The sequence below is a fragment of the Pseudomonas sp. SID14000 genome (assembly GCF_002165135.1).
GTDB lineage: Bacteria > Pseudomonadota > Gammaproteobacteria > Pseudomonadales > Pseudomonadaceae > Aquipseudomonas.
Genome location: NZ_NFZQ01000003.1, coordinates 123885 through 140946, shown reverse-complemented (window position 1 = coordinate 140946; position 17062 = coordinate 123885). Strand labels below are relative to the sequence as shown.

The window sequence follows — 17062 nt, the reverse complement described above, 5'->3', positions numbered from 1 at the left end:
GCCCCGCCACGTAGGCGGGGCAGGCTGGTCAGCGCTGGATTTCCCGGTCGCGGTCCAGTTCGTAGGGCAGGGTCAGCACTTGCAGGCGCGGGCCTTCGAGGCTGCCCAGGTGCAGGTTGTCGTCCTCCACCGCTTCGGCGCTGAGCACCGCGAGCAGTTCGCAGCCCGTGCCGCTGCTGGCAGCAATGACCACCTCACCGACCGACGAACCATGAGTGGGCGAGAAGATCTCGGCGCCCGGGGCCGGAATGGCCTGCTGGTCCAGTGCCAGGCGGTACTGGCGGCGCTTGAGCTTGCCCAGGTACTGCATGCGGGCAACGATTTCCTGGCCGGTGTAGCAGCCTTTCTTGAAGCTGACGCCGTCGACGGCCTGCAGGTTGATCATCTGCGGGATGAACAGCTCGCGGGTTGGCCCCATGACCTGACCGATACCGGCGCGAATCTGCCCCAGCAGCCAGTCGTTGAGGCTACCTTCGGGCAATGCCGCAGCCAGCGCCTGGCGAACGCTTGCGGCGCTGTCCGCCGGGGCCCACAGCTCTACGCGGCCAGCGGACACGGCAATGGCGATCAAGCCGTCGTGGCGTGCGGTGCTGCCGGCTGCTGGTGGCACATCGAGCCCCAGCGCCTGTAGCGCCGCATCGCCGCCGTGCAGGCCGAAGCGTGCCCAGGCAGCGCTTTCATCGGTCAGCGTGGCCTTGGAGAACACGGCGTACTTCTTGAGGTCGGCCAGTTGGGCGTCGAGCAGCTCGCTGGCCATTGCCAGCAGGTAGCCGTTGCCCTCTGGCAGGATGCGGAAACTCGACTGCATGCGTCCCTTGACCATGCAGCGGGCGCCGAGGCTGGCGTGTTCCAGGCTTAGGTAGTTGATGTTGCAGGTCAGCTGGCCTTGCAGGAACTTGCCTGCATCGGAGCCGCGGACAGCGAGGATGCCCTCGTGGGACAGGGGGCAGAAGAAAACGGAATCGGCCATGGGTCATCGCGGTGGCTAAAGACTGGCGGCCATCATAGAACGCCGGTAACAAAATAGGTAGGTGACTAGACCAACGCCCGGTGTCGCTTCGCTCGCCTGGCTGTATACTGACGGGCCATTCGAGGAGGGCCCCATGGTCGAACAAACTGAACTCAACCGGCTTTTCTGGCACAGCCGCCGCGGCATGCTGGAACTGGACGTACTGCTGGTGCCTTTCACCCAGGAAGTCTACCCCACGCTCAACGAGACCGACCGCGAACTCTACGTGCGTCTGTTGAGCTGCGAAGATCAGGACATGTTCGGCTGGTTCATGGAGCGCACCGAGTCCGAAGACCCGGAGCTGCAGCGCATGGTCCGCATCATCCTGGATCGTGTCCAGCCCAAGTGAGTGCTTCGAGTGCCGCTGGCAAGGTTCGCGCCTGCTGCTAGCGGCCTACCTGGGGTGCCAGGTACTGGCGTGGTTTGCCGTATGGGTGAGCCCGCTGCCCGGGTGGTTGGCCCTTGCTGCTGTCGCCGCCTGTATTGCCCACGCTGGCTGGGTCATTCCCCGACGTATTTTGCTGACGCATGAACATGCCGTCGTTGGCCTGCGCCGTGATGTGCGCGGCTGGCAGGTATTCAGCCGTGCCCGTGGCTGGCAGCCGGTTCGCTTGTGTCGGGACAGTGTGGCATTGCCGGGGCTGGTGGTGTTGCGCTTTGTGCGGGCGGGGCGCTGGTTGGGGGAGAGCCAATGCGTGCCACTGGATGCGCTGGGGGCTGATGAGCACCGGCGCTTGCGGGTGCGGTTGAAGTTCAGCCGGCGCAGGTGGGCAGGGGTGGGGGCGAGTCAGGGCTGACAGGTGTTCGTCGTGGCAGCTTCAGCGCCTGCGAGATCGAGCGCCGCCCGCGCGGCGCTTCGCGGGGCAAGCCCGCTCCCACATTTGTTGCAACGTGCCGAACCTGTCAGGCCATGGTTGCCAGCCTTGGTGGGTTGACTGGATTTCTGAGTTGGCATTGCTGCCGCATCACCTGCCCCAAGCCATGCCCCCCAGGCTGACAACGCCTCTCCCACAGGCATGGGCACGTTGCAACAAATGTGGGAGCGGGCTTGTCCCGCGAAGCGCCGCGCGGGCGGCGCTCGATCGGGGTAATCCAGGGTGTAATGCAGCCCGCGACTTTCCTTGCGTTGCATGGCTCCCACATTTGTTGCAACGTGCCGAACCTGTCAGGCCATGGTTGCCAGCCTTGGTGGGTTGATTGGATTTCTGAGTTGGCATTGCTGCCGCATCACCTGCCCCAAGCCATGCCCCCCAGGCTGACAACGCCTCTCCCACAGGCATGGGCACGTTGCAACAAATGTGGGAGCGGGCTTGCCCCGCGAAGCGCCGCGCGGGCGGCGCTCGATCGGGGTAATCCAGGGTGTAATGCAGCCCGCGACTTTCCTTGCGTTGCATGGCTCCCACATTTGTTGCAACGTGCCGAACCTGTCAGGCCATGGTGGCCAGCCTTGGTGGGTTGACTGGATTTCTGAGTTGGCATTGCTGCCGCATCACCTGCCCCAAGCCATGCCCCCCAGGCTGACAACGCCTCTCCCACAGGCATGGGCACGTTGCAACAAATGTGGGAGCGGGCTTGTCCCGCGAAGCGCCGCGCGGGCGGCGCTCGATCTCGCAGGCGCTACAACTTTCAGAGAGGACTAAGAATGGTGTCCTTGGCCTCGTCCAGCATCCCGGGGTAATCCAGGGTGTAATGCAGCCCGCGACTTTCCTTGCGCTGCATGGCTGACAGGATCATCAACTCGGCTACCTGCGCCAGGTTGCGCAATTCGATCAGGTCGCGGCTGACCTTGTAGTTGCTGTAGAACTCATCGATTTCGTCCAGCAGCAGGCGAATACGGTGCTGTGCTCGCTGCAGGCGCTTGCTGGTGCGCACGATGCCGACGTAGTCCCACATGAAACGCCGCAGTTCGTCCCAGTTGTGCGCAATTATCACGTCCTCGTCCGAGTCGGTGACCTGGCTGGCATCCCAGCCGGGCAGGGCCTTGGGCATTGCCACTTCATCCAGGTGCGCCTGGATGTCGGCCGCGGCGGCACGGCCATAGACGAAGCATTCCAGCAGCGAGTTGCTGGCCATGCGGTTGGCGCCGTGCAGGCCGGTGAAGCTGGTTTCGCCAATGGCGTACAGGCCCGGCACGTCTGTGTGACCGCGGTCGTCGACCATCACACCGCCGCAGGTATAGTGCGCCGCCGGTACCACCGGGATCGGCTGGCGGGTGATGTCGATGCCAAACGCCAGGCAGCGCTCATACACGGTGGGGAAGTGGCTCTTGATGAAGTCGGCCGGCTTGTGGGTGATGTCCAGGTACACGCAGTCCACGCCCAGGCGCTTCATTTCATGGTCGATGGCGCGGGCCACGATGTCGCGCGGGGCCAGCTCTTCGCGCGGGTCGAAGCGCGGCATGAAACGCTCACCATTGGGCAAGCGCAGCAGGGCACCTTCGCCGCGCAGGGCTTCGGTGATCAAAAAGCTCTTGGCCTGTGGGTGGTACAGGCAAGTCGGGTGGAACTGGTTGAACTCCAGGTTCGCCACCCGGCAGCCGGCCCGCCAGGCCATGGCGATGCCGTCGCCGCAGGCACCATCGGGGTTGCTGGTATACAGGTAGACCTTGGCCGCGCCGCCAGTGGCCAGCACGGTGAAGCGTGCGCCGAAGGTGTCCACCTCGCCGGTGTTGCGGTCGAGCACGTAGGCACCCAGGCAGCGCTCGCCGGGCAGGCCGAGGCGGCGTTCGGTGATCAGGTCGACCGCCACGCGTTGCTCAAGCAACTGGATGTTCGGGCGTTGGCGGGCCTGCTCCAGCAGCGTGGTGAAGATGGCTGCACCGGTGGCGTCGGCGGCGTGGATGATGCGCCGGTGACTATGGCCGCCCTCGCGGGTCAGGTGGAACTCGAAGCCGCCGTCGTCGACGCTGTAGTGCTCGTCGCGGGTAAAGGGCACGCCTTGCTCGATCAGCCACTCGATGGCTTCGCGGCTGTGCTCGACGGTAAAGCGCACTGCCTCTTCATGGCAAAGGCCACCGCCAGCATTGAGGGTGTCCTCGACATGCGATTGCACGGTATCGGTGTTGTCCAGCACCGCCGCGACACCGCCCTGGGCCCAGAAGGTCGAGCCATTGGCAAGGTCGCCCTTGCTGAGCACGGCGATTCGCAGGTGACTGGGGAGGTTCAGTGCCAGGCTGAGACCGGCGGCACCGCTGCCGATCACCAGGACATCATGTTGGAATTGTTGGCTCATGTCAGGACACTAGTATTCTTTGGAAGGGGCGCGGCACAATAGTCACGCGCCGATGGCATTGTGAAACTATCGTTAAAGCTGGCCGGGTTGCCTTTATAGCAGCCCCGGGTGGCCAATTTCCATGCCACCTGCTTGGTCGCGACAACCTTTGTGGGAACTTTCCGACACAGCCGGAAATCCTATGAAGGCTGCCCACGCGCCACAACTTGCCGCGGCGACGCAGGGCGGCAGGCCTGTCCGGGCTGTCCCTGCGTACTCGAAACCTGATTATCGACGTAGCCGGCCGTGACCGCGCCGCGTCTTTCGTGCAAGCCGACCAAGGGCTGCAGGAAACTTGCTTGGAGGGGAGAACTTTTGCGCAAAGCCCGAGTCTATGGTTGCAAGCCTGAACGATGGCTGTTGCAACGCTCCTTCGAGTTCACTGAGGAGTGTTCATGCTAACCCAGGAAGAGGATCAGCAGCTTGTCGAGCGCGTTCAGCGCGGCGACAGGCGAGCGTTCGATCTGTTGGTGCTGAAGTATCAGCACAAGATTCTCGGGTTGATCGTGCGGTTCGTTCACGACACCCACGAGGCCCAGGATGTAGCACAGGAAGCCTTCATCAAGGCCTACCGTGCGCTTGGCAACTTCCGCGGAGACAGTGCGTTCTATACGTGGCTGTACCGCATCGCCATCAACACGGCGAAGAACTACCTGGTGTCCCGTGGAAGACGGCCGCCAGACAGTGATGTGAGCTCCGAGGACGCGGAGTTTTACGACGGCGATCATGGTCTCAAGGATCTAGAGTCCCCAGAGCGCTCGTTGTTGCGGGATGAAATCGAAGGCACTGTCCATCGCACCATCCAGCAACTGCCTGAAGACCTGCGCACGGCGCTGACCCTGCGTGAGTTCGACGGGCTGAGTTACGAAGACATTGCCAGTGTCATGCAATGTCCGGTGGGTACCGTGCGCTCTCGAATCTTCCGCGCTCGGGAGGCCATAGACAAAGCCCTGCAACCTTTGCTGCAGGAAACCTGAGACAGCGGCGACAGCCAAGAGAGGAACCGCCATGAGTCGTGAAGCTTTGCAGGAATCGCTGTCCGCGGTGATGGATAACGAAGCGGACGAGCTTGAACTGCGTCGTGTGTTGAACGCCGTAGACGATGCTGAAACCCGTGCCACCTGGTCGCGTTACCAGGTTGCTCGCGCAGCGATGCACAAGGAGCTGCTGCTGCCTAATCTGGATATCGCCTCGGCGGTGTCTGCCGCGCTGGCTGACGAGGCCGTGCCGGCCAAGGTCAAGAAGGGCCCATGGCGCAGCATTGGCCGTCTGGCGGTAGCTGCCTCGGTCACCGTAGCCGTGCTGGCCGGTGTGCGCATGTACAACCAGGACGAGATCACTGGCGCCGAGCTGGCTGCACAGCAATCAGCCCAGCAGGGCCTGAGTGTGCCACAAGCCCAAGGCCCAGCCGTTTTGGCAGGCTATAGTGAGAGCAGTGAGCAACCGACCGGGCCGATGGCCAACGGCGTGCTGCAGAACCAGGCCGGCTGGGATCAGCGTCTTCCAGGCTACCTGCGCCAGCATGCCCAGGAATCTGCGCTCAAGGGCACTGAAACCGCATTGCCGTATGCCCGCGCCGCCAGCCTGGAAAACCGTTAAGTAAGGAGGATCATGCGCGCGCTACCTCTCCTGTCGCTGCTGATTGGCAGCTGCATGACGGTGCCAGCATTGGCGGCCAATTCCTCGCCAGAGGCGAGCGAGTGGCTGAGCAAGCTGGCACAGGCCGAGAAAAATCAGAGCTACCAAGGCTCTTTTGTCTACGAACGTAACGGCAGTTTCTCTTCCCACGAGATCTGGCACAGGGTCGACGACGGCAAGGTCAGCGAGCGGCTGTTGCAGCTCGATGATGCCGCCCAGGAAATCGTGCGTGTGGATGGCAAGGTAGAGTGCGTCAGTGGGGCCTTGGTCAGTGGTGTGACGATACCTCCGGACGCCGCACAGCGTGTGCTTGATCCGCTGAAACTGATGGGTTGGTATGACTTGAGCGTGGCGGGCAGGTCACGGGTCGCCGGGCGCGATGCCGTGATCGTGACGCTCACCCCGCGCGACCAGCACCGTTATGCCTTCGAATTGCACCTGGATCGTACCACCGGCCTGCCGCTACGCTCGTTGATGATCAACGACAAGGGGCAGTTGCTGGAGCGCTTCCAGATGACCCGCCTCGATACTGAAGTGCCCAGCGATGACGACCTGCGTGCCAGTGCTGCGTGCAAGCCGGTGCAGCATGTGGCTGCTGCCGGTAATGACACAGTCGCCGGCTGGCGTTCGGACTGGCTGCCGCCAGGTTTCGAACTGGTCAACAGCTCGGTACGCCGCGATCCGAAGCGTGACAGCACGGTCAGCAGCCTGATGTACGACGATGGCCTGGCACGCTTCTCGGTATTCCTCGAACCGGTGACGGATGAGGGCGGGACCGACATGCGTACCCAGCTTGGCCCGACGTCGGCGGTTTCCCGGCGGCTGAACACGCCCAAGGGCAAGGTGATGGTCACTGTGGTCGGCGAAATTCCGCTGGGTACCGCAGAGCGTGTGGCGCTGTCGATGCGCCCTCAGGATGGCCAGGCGCGCCAGTAATGGCGCGCTTTTGCGGGCCTGACGTGTGGGCCATGCCAAGGCACGCGGGCCTGCTGCTGAAATGAAATTAAAGCATTGTCATTTGCAATCCATCGGCAAATTTTCTATAGGTCAGGCTTCTTGGAGCCTGGCCTTTCCTGCTTTGTGCAGGGGCCTTTCTAAACTACCGCTCGTTGTGACGGGAGCCGTATGTCAATACCACGCTTGAAATCCTACCTATCGATGTTCGCCGCCGTGCTGATGCTCGGCCAGGTGCTCAGCGCCCAGGCCGAGGAAGGCCTGCCGGACTTCACTACCCTGGTCGAGCAGGCCTCGCCAGCCGTGGTCAACATCAGTACCAAACAGAAGCTGCCGGATCGCCGCATGGCTGCCGGGCAGATGCCCGACCTGGAAGGCCTGCCGCCGATGTTCCGCGAGTTCTTCGAGCGCAACATGCCGCAGCAGCCGCGTTCGCCGCGCGGCGACCGCCAGCGCGAGGCCCAGTCGTTGGGGTCGGGCTTCATTATTTCCAGTGATGGCTATGTGCTGACCAACAACCACGTGGTGGCCGATGCCGACGAGATCATCGTCCGCCTGTCGGACCGCAGCGAGCTGCAGGCCAAGCTGGTCGGCACCGACCCACGCACCGACGTGGCCCTGCTCAAGGTCGATGGCAAGAACCTGCCGACCGTCAAGCTGGGTGATTCCGAGAAGCTCAAGGTGGGTGAGTGGGTGCTGGCCATCGGTTCGCCGTTCGGCTTCGACCATTCGGTGACCAAAGGTATTGTCAGTGCCAAGGGCCGTACCCTGCCCAACGACACCTACGTGCCGTTCATCCAGACCGACGTGGCCATCAACCCAGGCAACTCCGGTGGCCCGCTGTTCAACATGAACGGTGAAGTGGTGGGTATCAACTCGCAGATTTTCACCCGTTCCGGCGGTTTCATGGGCCTGTCGTTCGCCATCCCGATCGACGTGGCGATCGATGTCTCCAACCAGCTGAAGAAAGACGGCAAGGTCAGCCGCGGCTGGCTGGGCGTGGTGATCCAGGAGGTCAACAAGGACCTGGCTGAATCGTTCGGCCTGGACAAACCGGCCGGCGCCCTGGTGGCCCAGGTGCTGGAGAACGGCCCGGCCGCCAAGGGTGGCCTGCAGGTAGGTGACGTGATTCTGAGCATGAACGGTCAGCCGATCATCATGTCGGCCGACCTGCCGCACCTGGTCGGCAGCCTCAAGGATGGCGAAAAGGCCAAGCTGGAAATCATTCGCAACGGCAAGCGCCAGAACCTCGACATCAGCGTCGGCGCACTGCCGGACGATGATGCCGACATTGCTACCGGCGTCGAAGGCAGCGCTGAGCGCAGCAGCAACCGCCTGGGCGTCTCGGTGGCCGATCTGACCGCCGAGCAGAAGAAAGCCCTGGAACTCAAGGGTGGTGTGGTCATCAAGGAAGTCCAGGATGGCCCAGCCGCGATGATCGGCCTGCGGCCGGGTGACGTCATCAGCCACCTGAACAACCAGGCTATCGGTTCGGCCAAGGAATTCACCGAAATCGCCAAGGAACTGCCGAAAAACCGTTCGGTGTCGATGCGCGTGCTGCGTCAGGGCCGTGCCAGTTTCATTACCTTCAAGCTGGCTGAATAAGCGGCTTCGCAACAGAAAAGGGCAGCTTCGGCTGCCCTTTTTCATGAAAATTCACAATTGCAAAGGCGAATGCTGTGTACAGCCCGATAGAGGAATCTCCCATATCCCGGCAGCTTAAGGTACAATTCCCGGCTATTTTTCGGCGGGCGTCCGGCTCGCAGCCTTTTCGAGTGTTGACCCGTGAGTGATTTGAGTCATATCCGCAATTTCTCCATCATCGCCCACATCGACCATGGCAAGTCGACGCTGGCCGACCGTTTCATCCAGATGTGCGGTGGCCTGTCGGCACGCGAGATGGAAGCCCAGGTGCTCGATTCCATGGACCTGGAGCGTGAGCGCGGTATCACCATCAAGGCCCACAGCGTCACGCTCAACTACAAGGCGCAGGACGGCAAGGTCTACCAGCTGAACTTCATCGATACTCCCGGCCACGTCGACTTCACCTACGAAGTCTCGCGTTCGCTGGCAGCCTGTGAAGGCGCGCTGCTGGTGGTGGATGCCGGGCAGGGCGTCGAGGCCCAGTCCGTGGCCAACTGCTACACCGCCATCGAGCAGGGCCTGGAGGTCATGCCGGTACTGAACAAGATGGACCTGCCCCAGGCCGACCCGGATCGCGTCAAGGACGAGATCGAGAAGATCATCGGCATCGACGCCACCGACGCCGTGGCCTGCAGTGCCAAGAGCGGCATGGGCGTGGACGAGGTGCTCGAGCGCCTGGTGCAGACCATCCCCGCGCCGGAAGGCGATATCGAAGCGCCGCTGCAGGCGCTGATCATCGACTCCTGGTTCGACAACTACCTGGGCGTGGTCTCGCTGGTGCGCGTGCGCCACGGCCGCGTCAAGAAAGGTGACAAGATTCTGGTCAAGTCCACCGGCAAGGTGCACCTGGTCGACAGCGTGGGCGTGTTCACTCCGAAACACACCCAGACCGCCGACCTGAAGGCCGGTGAAGTGGGCTTCATCATCGCCAGCATCAAGGACATCCACGGTGCCCCGGTCGGTGACACCCTGACCCTGTCCTCGACCCCTGAGGTCGAAGTGCTGCCAGGCTTCAAGAAGATCCAGCCGCAGGTATACGCCGGCCTGTTCCCGGTCAGTTCCGACGACTTCGAGGACTTCCGCGATGCGTTGCAGAAGCTGACCCTGAACGACTCGTCGCTGCAATACATGCCGGAAAGCTCCGATGCTCTGGGCTTCGGCTTCCGTTGCGGCTTCCTCGGCATGCTGCACATGGAGATCATCCAGGAGCGCCTGGAGCGCGAATACGACCTGGACCTGATCACCACTGCGCCAAGCGTGATCTACGAGCTGGAGCTGAAAACCGGCGAGACCATCACCGTCGATAACCCATCGAAGCTGCCAGACGTCTCGGCGGTCGCCGACTTCCGCGAGCCGATCGTCACTGCCACGATCCTGGTGCCGCAGGAGCACCTGGGCAACGTCATCACCCTGTGCATCGAGAAGCGTGGCGTGCAGCGCGACATGCAGTTCCTCGGCAGCCAGGTGCAGGTGCGCTACGATCTGCCGATGAACGAAGTGGTGCTGGACTTCTTCGACCGCCTCAAGTCCACCAGCCGCGGCTATGCTTCGCTGGACTATCATTTCGATCGCTACCAGTCGGCCAATCTGGTCAAGCTGGACGTACTGATCAACGGCGACAAGGTCGATGCCCTGGCATTGATCGTGCACCGCGACAACGCGGCCTACAAGGGCCGTGCGTTGACCGAGAAGATGAAGGAACTGATCCCTCGGCAGATGTTCGACGTGGCGATCCAGGCAGCTATCGGCGGCCAGATCATCGCGCGGACTACCGTCAAGGCGCTCAGAAAGAACGTACTGGCCAAGTGCTACGGCGGTGACGTCAGCCGTAAGAAAAAACTGCTGGAGAAGCAGAAGGCCGGTAAGAAACGCATGAAACAGGTGGGTAACGTGGAGATTCCACAGGAAGCCTTCCTCGCCGTGCTCAGGTTGGATAGCTAGGTCCTATGTCGCTAAATTTCCCGCTGTTGCTAGTCATCGCCGTCTTCGTCTGCGGCCTGCTGGGCTTGATCGACCTGCTGTTCCTGGCCCCGCGCCGGCGTGCGGCAATCGCCAACTACCAGGGCAGCGTCAGCCAGCCCGAGATGGCGGTGGTCGAGCGCTTGGGCAAGGAGCCGTTACTGGTCGAGTACGGCAAGTCGTTCTTCCCGGTGCTGTTCATCGTGCTGGTGCTGCGTTCGTTCCTGGTCGAGCCGTTCCAGATCCCTTCGGGGTCGATGAAACCGACCTTGGAAGTGGGCGACTTCATCCTGGTGAACAAGTTCTCGTACGGCATTCGCCTGCCTGTGATCGACAAGAAGGTCATCGAGGTGGGTGATCCGCAACGCGGTGATGTGATGGTGTTCCGCTACCCGAGCGACCCGAACGTCAACTACATCAAGCGTGTGGTCGGCCTGCCAGGCGACGTGGTCCGCTACACCAGTGACAAGCGGTTGTTCGTCAATGGCCAGCCGATTGCCGAACAACTGGTGGGCACCGAGCCGGGCACCCTGGGCAGCGCCGAGCTGTACAAGGAAAAGCTCGGCGAGGCCGAACACCTGATCCGCAAGGAAATGAGCCGTTACCGCATGCCGCCAGACCAGCAATGGACCGTGCCGGCAGGCCATTACTTCATGATGGGCGACAACCGCGACAACTCCAACGACAGCCGTTACTGGGATGACCCGAACATTCCGAAGGAACTGCACGGCATGGTTCCGGACCGGAACATCGTCGGCAAGGCCTTCGCGGTGTGGATGAGCTGGCCAGAGCCCAAGCTCAGCCACCTGCCCAACCTGTCGCGGGTCGGTCTGATCCATTGATACCCATCGGCGCTGGCCAGCAGGCAGCGCCGAATGCATTTCTGACATAGGCTGTGTTCTCAGGGATAGGGAGATTCGTCGCACGTCGCTACGGGCCACAGCCAAACAGTCTTTCAGGATGTTGATTTGAACAACGCGTTGAACAACGAACGGGTGGCTGCATGAGTGCTCCCCTTGCCCGTCTGGAGCGAAAGCTCGGTTATACCTTCAAGAACCAGGACCAGATGCTCCTGGCACTGACCCATCGCAGCTACGCCGGGCGCAACAACGAGCGCCTGGAGTTTCTCGGTGATGCCATTCTCAACTTCGTCGCCGGCGAAGCGCTGTTCGAGCGCTTCCCGCAGGCCCGCGAAGGCCAGCTGTCGCGTCTGCGCGCTCGCCTGGTCAAGGGTGAGACCCTGGCCCGCCTGGCCCGTGGTTTCGACCTGGGCGATCACCTGCGCCTGGGTTCGGGTGAGCTCAAGAGCGGTGGCTTCCGCCGCGAGTCGATTCTGGCCGACGCCCTGGAGGCGCTGATTGGTGCCATCTACCTGGACGCCGACATGGAAACGGCCCGGGAGCGCGTGCTGGCCTGGCTGGCCGATGAGTTCGAAGGCCTGACCCTGGTCGATACCAACAAGGACCCGAAGACCCGCCTGCAGGAGTTCCTGCAGTCGCGCAGCTGTGAGCTGCCGCGTTACGAAGTGGTGGATATCCAGGGCGAACCGCACTGCCGGACCTTCTTCGTCGAATGCGAAGTGGTGCTGCTGAACAACAAGAGCCGTGGTCAGGGCGTTAGCCGGCGTATCGCCGAGCAAGTCGCCGCCGCGTCTGCACTGATCGCCCTGGGCGTGGAGAATGGCAATGACTGATAGCAACCCGACCCGCTGCGGCTACGTGGCCATTGTCGGCCGCCCCAACGTGGGCAAGTCGACCCTGCTCAACCACATCCTTGGCCAGAAGCTGGCGATCACCTCGCGCAAGCCGCAGACCACCCGCCACAACATGCTCGGCATCAAGACCGAGGGTGACGTGCAGGCGATTTACGTCGATACCCCCGGTATGCACAAGGCCAACGACAAGGCCTTGAACCGCTACATGAACCGCAACGCCTCGGCGGCCCTGAAGGACGTCGACGTGGTGATCTTCGTGGTCGACCGCACCAAGTGGACCGACGAGGACCAATTGGTACTGGAGCGCGTGCAGTACGTGACCGGCCCACTGATCATCGCGGTCAACAAGACCGATCGCATGGAAGAGAAGGCCGAACTGATCCCGCACTTGCAATGGCTGCAGGAGCAGTTGCCGAACGCCGAAGTGATGCCGATCTCCGCACAGCAGGGGCACAACCTCCAGGCGCTGGAAGCACAGATCGCCAAGCACCTGCCCGAGAACGATCACTTTTTCCCGGAAGACCAGATCACTGACCGCAGCAGCCGCTTCCTGGCCGCCGAACTGGTGCGCGAGAAGATCATGCGTCAGCTGGGTGCGGAATTGCCGTACCAGATCACCGTGGAAATTGAAGAATTCAAGCAGCAGGGCCACGTGCTGCACATTCACGCGCTGATCCTGGTCGAGCGCGACGGCCAGAAAAAGATCATCATTGGCGACAAGGGCGAGCGCATCAAGCGCATCGGCTCCGAGGCGCGCAAGGACATGGAAGTGCTGTTCGACTCCAAGGTCATGCTCAACCTGTGGGTCAAGGTGAAAGGCGGCTGGTCCGACGACGAGCGCGCCCTGCGTTCGCTGGGCTACGGCGACCTTTAAATTCGCCTGACGGCTCAGGTTACTCTGTGGGAGCGGGTTTACCCGCGAATGCGTCAGTGGGTTCACCATCGCATTCGCGGGTAAACCCGCTCCCACAGTTGTCTGGGGCTTTTAGAGAGCGTTTATGGAACAACCTGTCGGCCAGCCAGCCTACGTGCTGCACAGCCGTGCCTACAAGGAAACCAGCGCGCTGGTGGACTTCTTCACCCCGCAGGGCCGCATGCGCGCGGTGTTGCGCCGTGCGCGTGGCAAGGGTGGCAGCCTGGTGCGGCCGTTCGTCCCGCTGGAGCTGGAGCTGCGCGGGCGTGGCGAGCTGAAGAATGTCGGGCGGATGGACAGCGCCGGCATCGCCGCCTGGCTGCATGGCGATGCCCTGTTCAGCGGGTTGTACCTCAACGAACTGCTCATGCGCCTGCTGCCCGCCGAAGCGCCTTTCCCGGCGCTGTTCGAGCACTACACCCTGACCTTGCAGGCCCTGGCCGCCGGTCGCCCGCTGGAGCCGCTGCTGCGCTCTTTCGAATGGCGGCTGCTGGATGAGCTCGGTTATGCGTTTTCGTTGCACCACGACGTCAATGACCAGCCGATGGTGGCCGACGGCCTGTACCGCTTGCGTGTGGATGCCGGCCTGGAGCGGGTCGAGCTGGTGCAACCTGGGTTGTTCCGCGGCACCGAACTGCTGGCCCTGGCCGAAGCCGACTGGGATGCCCCAGGAGCTTTGCTCGCTGCCAAGCGCCTGATGCGCCAGGCACTGGCGGTTCATCTGGGGGCAAAACCGCTGGTCAGCCGGGAACTGTTTCGCAAGCGCTGATCACGACGTATGCTGTGTGGCTCAATCTTCAGGAGAGCCTTTCGTGACTCACAGCAACCGCATGCTTCTTGGCGTAAACATCGACCACGTGGCGACCCTGCGCCAGGCCCGGGGCACGCGCTACCCTGATCCGGTCAAGGCTGCCCTGGATGCCGAGGAAGCAGGCGCCGATGGCATTACCGTACACCTGCGTGAAGACCGCCGGCACATCCAGGAGCGTGACGTGGTGCTGCTCAAGGACGTGCTGCAGACCCGCATGAACTTCGAGATGGGCGTCACCGAAGAAATGATGGCCTTTGCCGAGAAGATTCGCCCGGCGCATATCTGCCTGGTACCTGAAACCCGTCAGGAACTGACCACCGAAGGTGGCCTGGACGTGGCGGGCCAGGAGGCACGGATCAAGGCGGCGGTTGAACGCCTGTCGCGTATCGGTGCCGAAGTGTCGTTGTTCATCGATGCCGACGAACGGCAGATCGAGGCGTCGCGCCGGGTTGGCGCTCCGGCCATCGAGCTGCACACCGGGCGTTACGCCGATGCCGAAACCCCGACCGAAGTGGCCGAGGAACTCAAGCGTATCGTCGATGGTGTGGCGTTTGGCGTGGGGCAGGGGCTGATCGTCAATGCCGGCCACGGCTTGCATTACCACAACGTCGAGGCGGTGGCGGCGATCAAGGGCATCAATGAGCTGAACATCGGCCATGCGCTGGTGGCGCATGCGCTGTTCGTCGGCTTCAAGGCCGCAGTGGCCGAGATGAAGGCGCTGATCGTGGCCGCGTCGCGCTAATCATTGGTCGCCTGTGCCGGCCTCTTCGCGGGTAAACCCGCTCCCACAGGGATCGCACAAGCCTCAGGCCTGTAGGGTACCTGTGGGAGCGGGTTTACCCGCGAAGAGGCCGGCACAGGCAGCCGATCAATCGGTAGGAAACACCAGGGTAAACCGGGTAGGCCCCAAGGGGCTGCTGCTAACCTCGACCCGCCCGCCATGCAACTGCATGATCGATTTCACGATCGCCAGCCCCAACCCGGTCCCACCCTCCAGCCGCGAGCGCCCCGAGCCCACCCGGTAAAACCGCTCGAACAAGCGCGACTGGTGCTCTTCAGCAATACCAGGCCCCTGGTTTTCCACCGAAAGCTGAATTTCGCTACCCAGGCGCTCGATGCGCAACTCCACAGGCTTGCCACCGGGGCAGTGCCGAATGGCATTGCTCAACAGGTTCGACAACGCCCGTTGAAACATCAGCCGATCCCCCAATGCCGTCCCCCAGCCCTGAACACGCAGCTCAACGTCTTTCAGTTCGGCACTGAACGTGAACAGTTCGACAACCCGCGCAGTCTCGTCGGCCAATGCCATGGGTTTCAGCACCACCTGGGTTTGAGGCTGGCTGACCTGGGCGAGAAACAGCATGTCATTGATGATGCGGTTGAGCCGGGTCAGTTCTTCGATGCTGTCTTCCAGCACTTCCCGGTAATTCGTGTTGTCCCGTTCACGGGCCAGGGTCACTTGCGCCTTGCCCATCAGGTTGCTCAGCGGTGTGCGCAGTTCATGGGCCAGATCGTCGGAAAACTGCGACAGCTGGCTGACGCCTTGATCGAGTCGATCGAGCATCACGTTGATGCTGCTGGCCAGCTCTGCCAGCTCCAGCGGCAGGCCGGTCGCGGGCAGGCGATGTTGCAGGTCCTGGGCTGACACCTGCCCGGCGATGCGCCGGAAGTGCCGCAGTGGCTTCAGGCCACGTTGCATCAGCCACCAGGCGCCGGCACCGATCAGCAGTAACAGCAACGGCAGTGCGAGCAAGGTGGAGTGCAGGTAGGCCTGCAGCAGGGCGTTATCGTCGGCGCGGTTGAGCGACATCATCACCTTGACCGGGGTGTCGTCGCGCAGGCGCATAAGCCGGGTCACGGTGAGTATCTGGTTGCCATTGCTGTCGCGCCATGCATGAAAGGCCAGGCGGGCATCGGTGCGCAGTTCGCCGACCCGCGATTCCAGCGCTGGCCCGAGGCTGAGCAGGTGCGGGTGGCGGCCCTCGATGGCCAGCACACTGAGGCTGAGGTTGTCGTGCCCCATCACCAAGTCGAGCAAGGGATGGGCGCGGCTGCCCAGGTCTTCGCTACGCAGGTCTACGCGCAGGTTGTGTTCGACCTGCAGCATCTTGCGCGCCAGGTCCTTGCGTGCGCGGCTGTCCAGTTCGTGATCGAGAGCGAACACGGCCAGGCAGGCTAGCAGCAGCACCAGTGCGGCGCCCATCAGTGTCACGCCAAGGCCCAGGCGTAGTGACAGGCTGGCGTTTTTCAAAAGCGTGCCTCGAGCACGTAGCCGACGCCACGCAGGGTATGGATCAGTTTGTTGTCGAACGGGTCGTCGATCTTTGCCCGCAGGCGCCGGATCGAAACCTCGACCACATTGGTGTCGCAGTCGAAGTTCATGTCCCACACCAGCGAGATGATCTGGGTGCGCGACAGCACCTCGCCGGTCTGGCGCATCAACAGGTGAAGCAGGGCGAATTCCTTGGCGGTCAGGTCGATACGCTGCCCGGCGCGGTAGGCGCGGTGGCGGCCGGGGTCCAGCTCCAGATCGGCGACGCGCAGAGTGCTGGGCTGCAGTTGCTGGTCGTTGCGGCGCAGCAGGCTGCGGATGCGGGCCAGCAGTTCCGGGAACTCGAAGGGTTTGAGCAGGTAGTCGTCGGCACCCATGTCCAGGCCCTTTACCCGGTCGGCCAGGCGACCGTGGGCGGTGAGCATCATGATGCGCGTGGCCGATTCGGCGCGCAGCCGCTGCAGCACGGTCCAGCCATCGAGTTCGGGCAGGTTGACGTCGAGGATGACCAGGTCGTATGACTGCTGGCGGGCCAGGTGCAGGCCATCGGTGCCGGTGTGGGCGCAGTCGACCACGTAGCCGTTTTCGCGCAGGCCCTGCTGGAGGTAGTCGGCGGTACGCAGTTCGTCCTCGATGATCAATAGGCGCATGGGTGGGCTCGGTGTGATGACGGGGGGCGATTCTCGACCCTGTAGGGGCATCAGGGTCAAGGGGCAGGATGTTACGGCATGAGAATGGGCCTGCGGTGCAGATAACGGATTTGTAATGCTGCTGTTATCTGGCTGCCTGTTCCGGCCCCTTCGACGGTAAACCCGCTCCCTCAGGATCTTCACAGACGCTGAAATCTGTGCAGTTCCTGTGGGAGGGGTTTACCCGCG

At 62.7% G+C, this 17062-nt stretch carries 17 protein-coding genes; 12 read left to right on the top strand and 5 right to left on the bottom strand.

The genetic code is table 11. The annotated features are described in order from the left end of the window. Positions 1-28: 28 nt before the first annotated feature. Complete coding sequence (locus tag CAY82_RS05705) at positions 29-970, bottom strand: folate-binding protein YgfZ (RefSeq protein WP_087500312.1); 942 nt, start codon at positions 968-970, stop codon at positions 29-31. A 133-nt stretch (positions 971-1103) separates the two neighbouring features. Between CAY82_RS05705 and CAY82_RS05700 the strand changes: the two genes are divergently transcribed. Together CAY82_RS05700 and CAY82_RS05695 are read left to right on the top strand one after the other, a co-directional pair. Beyond that, positions 1104-1358 (top strand): succinate dehydrogenase assembly factor 2, encoded by a 255-nt coding sequence (locus CAY82_RS05700; protein WP_003252043.1) that lies wholly within the window; start codon positions 1104-1106, stop codon positions 1356-1358. Next, the gene (locus CAY82_RS05695; protein WP_087500311.1) at positions 1342-1806 is read left to right on the top strand and encodes a protein YgfX; all 465 of its coding nucleotides are present in this window, start codon (positions 1342-1344) and stop codon (positions 1804-1806) included. Before CAY82_RS05700 ends, CAY82_RS05695 begins: the two co-directional genes overlap by 17 nt. On the opposite strand, the gene CAY82_RS27260 is transcribed toward CAY82_RS05695, so the two are convergent. Next, positions 1797-2150, bottom strand: a complete 354-nt coding sequence (locus CAY82_RS27260; protein ID WP_368681554.1) for a hypothetical protein — start codon at positions 2148-2150, stop codon at positions 1797-1799. The two genes, CAY82_RS05695 and CAY82_RS27260, sit on opposite strands and share 10 nt — an antisense overlap. Positions 2151-2635: 485 nt before the next feature. Then, complete coding sequence (nadB, locus tag CAY82_RS05690; RefSeq protein ID WP_087500310.1) at positions 2636-4240, bottom strand: L-aspartate oxidase; 1605 nt, start codon at positions 4238-4240, stop codon at positions 2636-2638. Positions 4241-4674: 434 nt separating this feature from the next. On the opposite strand from nadB, the gene rpoE reads away from it, so the two are divergent. From rpoE to pdxJ, 10 genes are all read left to right on the top strand, one after another. Next, positions 4675-5256 (top strand): RNA polymerase sigma factor RpoE, encoded by a 582-nt coding sequence (rpoE, locus tag CAY82_RS05685; RefSeq protein WP_003252049.1) that lies wholly within the window; start codon positions 4675-4677, stop codon positions 5254-5256. Positions 5257-5287: 31 nt separating this feature from the next. Continuing rightward, complete coding sequence (locus CAY82_RS05680) at positions 5288-5878, top strand: sigma-E factor negative regulatory protein (protein ID WP_087500309.1); 591 nt, start codon at positions 5288-5290, stop codon at positions 5876-5878. A 12-nt stretch (positions 5879-5890) separates the two neighbouring features. After that, a complete protein-coding gene (locus CAY82_RS05675; protein ID WP_087500308.1) occupies positions 5891-6853 on the top strand; it encodes a MucB/RseB C-terminal domain-containing protein in 963 nt (320 codons plus the stop codon). Positions 6854-7042: 189 nt separating this feature from the next. Further along, positions 7043-8476: a DegQ family serine endoprotease gene (locus CAY82_RS05670; RefSeq protein ID WP_087500307.1), complete on the top strand. Its 1434-nt coding sequence runs from the start codon at positions 7043-7045 to the stop codon at positions 8474-8476. A gap of 180 nt (positions 8477-8656) precedes the next feature. Continuing rightward, positions 8657-10456 carry a translation elongation factor 4 gene (lepA, locus tag CAY82_RS05665; protein WP_025340425.1) on the top strand — a complete coding sequence of 600 codons (1800 nt, stop codon included), beginning with the start codon at positions 8657-8659 and terminating at the stop codon, positions 10454-10456. 5 nt (positions 10457-10461) lie between these two features. Next, positions 10462-11316 carry a signal peptidase I gene (lepB, locus tag CAY82_RS05660; protein WP_087500306.1) on the top strand — a complete coding sequence of 285 codons (855 nt, stop codon included), beginning with the start codon at positions 10462-10464 and terminating at the stop codon, positions 11314-11316. A 161-nt stretch (positions 11317-11477) separates the two neighbouring features. Then, positions 11478-12167, top strand: a complete 690-nt coding sequence (rnc, locus tag CAY82_RS05655; protein WP_003258487.1) for a ribonuclease III — start codon at positions 11478-11480, stop codon at positions 12165-12167. Beyond that, complete coding sequence (gene era, locus CAY82_RS05650; protein WP_063913172.1) at positions 12160-13062, top strand: GTPase Era; 903 nt, start codon at positions 12160-12162, stop codon at positions 13060-13062. The genes rnc and era overlap by 8 nt, the downstream gene beginning before the upstream one ends. Positions 13063-13186: 124 nt before the next feature. Further along, complete coding sequence (gene recO / locus CAY82_RS05645) at positions 13187-13870, top strand: DNA repair protein RecO (protein WP_087500305.1); 684 nt, start codon at positions 13187-13189, stop codon at positions 13868-13870. Between the two features lie 43 nt (positions 13871-13913). After that, the gene (gene pdxJ / locus CAY82_RS05640; protein WP_087500304.1) at positions 13914-14654 is read left to right on the top strand and encodes a pyridoxine 5'-phosphate synthase; all 741 of its coding nucleotides are present in this window, start codon (positions 13914-13916) and stop codon (positions 14652-14654) included. 126 nt (positions 14655-14780) lie between these two features. Here the strand turns inward: pdxJ and CAY82_RS05635 are convergent, their stop codons facing one another. Together CAY82_RS05635 and CAY82_RS05630 are read right to left on the bottom strand one after the other, a co-directional pair. Beyond that, a complete protein-coding gene (locus tag CAY82_RS05635) occupies positions 14781-16163 on the bottom strand; it encodes a heavy metal sensor histidine kinase (RefSeq protein ID WP_087500303.1) in 1383 nt (460 codons plus the stop codon). After that, entirely contained in the window at positions 16160-16834 is a 675-nt protein-coding gene (locus CAY82_RS05630; RefSeq protein ID WP_087500302.1) for a heavy metal response regulator transcription factor, read from the bottom strand. Before CAY82_RS05630 ends, CAY82_RS05635 begins: the two co-directional genes overlap by 4 nt. Positions 16835-17062 lie beyond the last annotated feature (228 nt).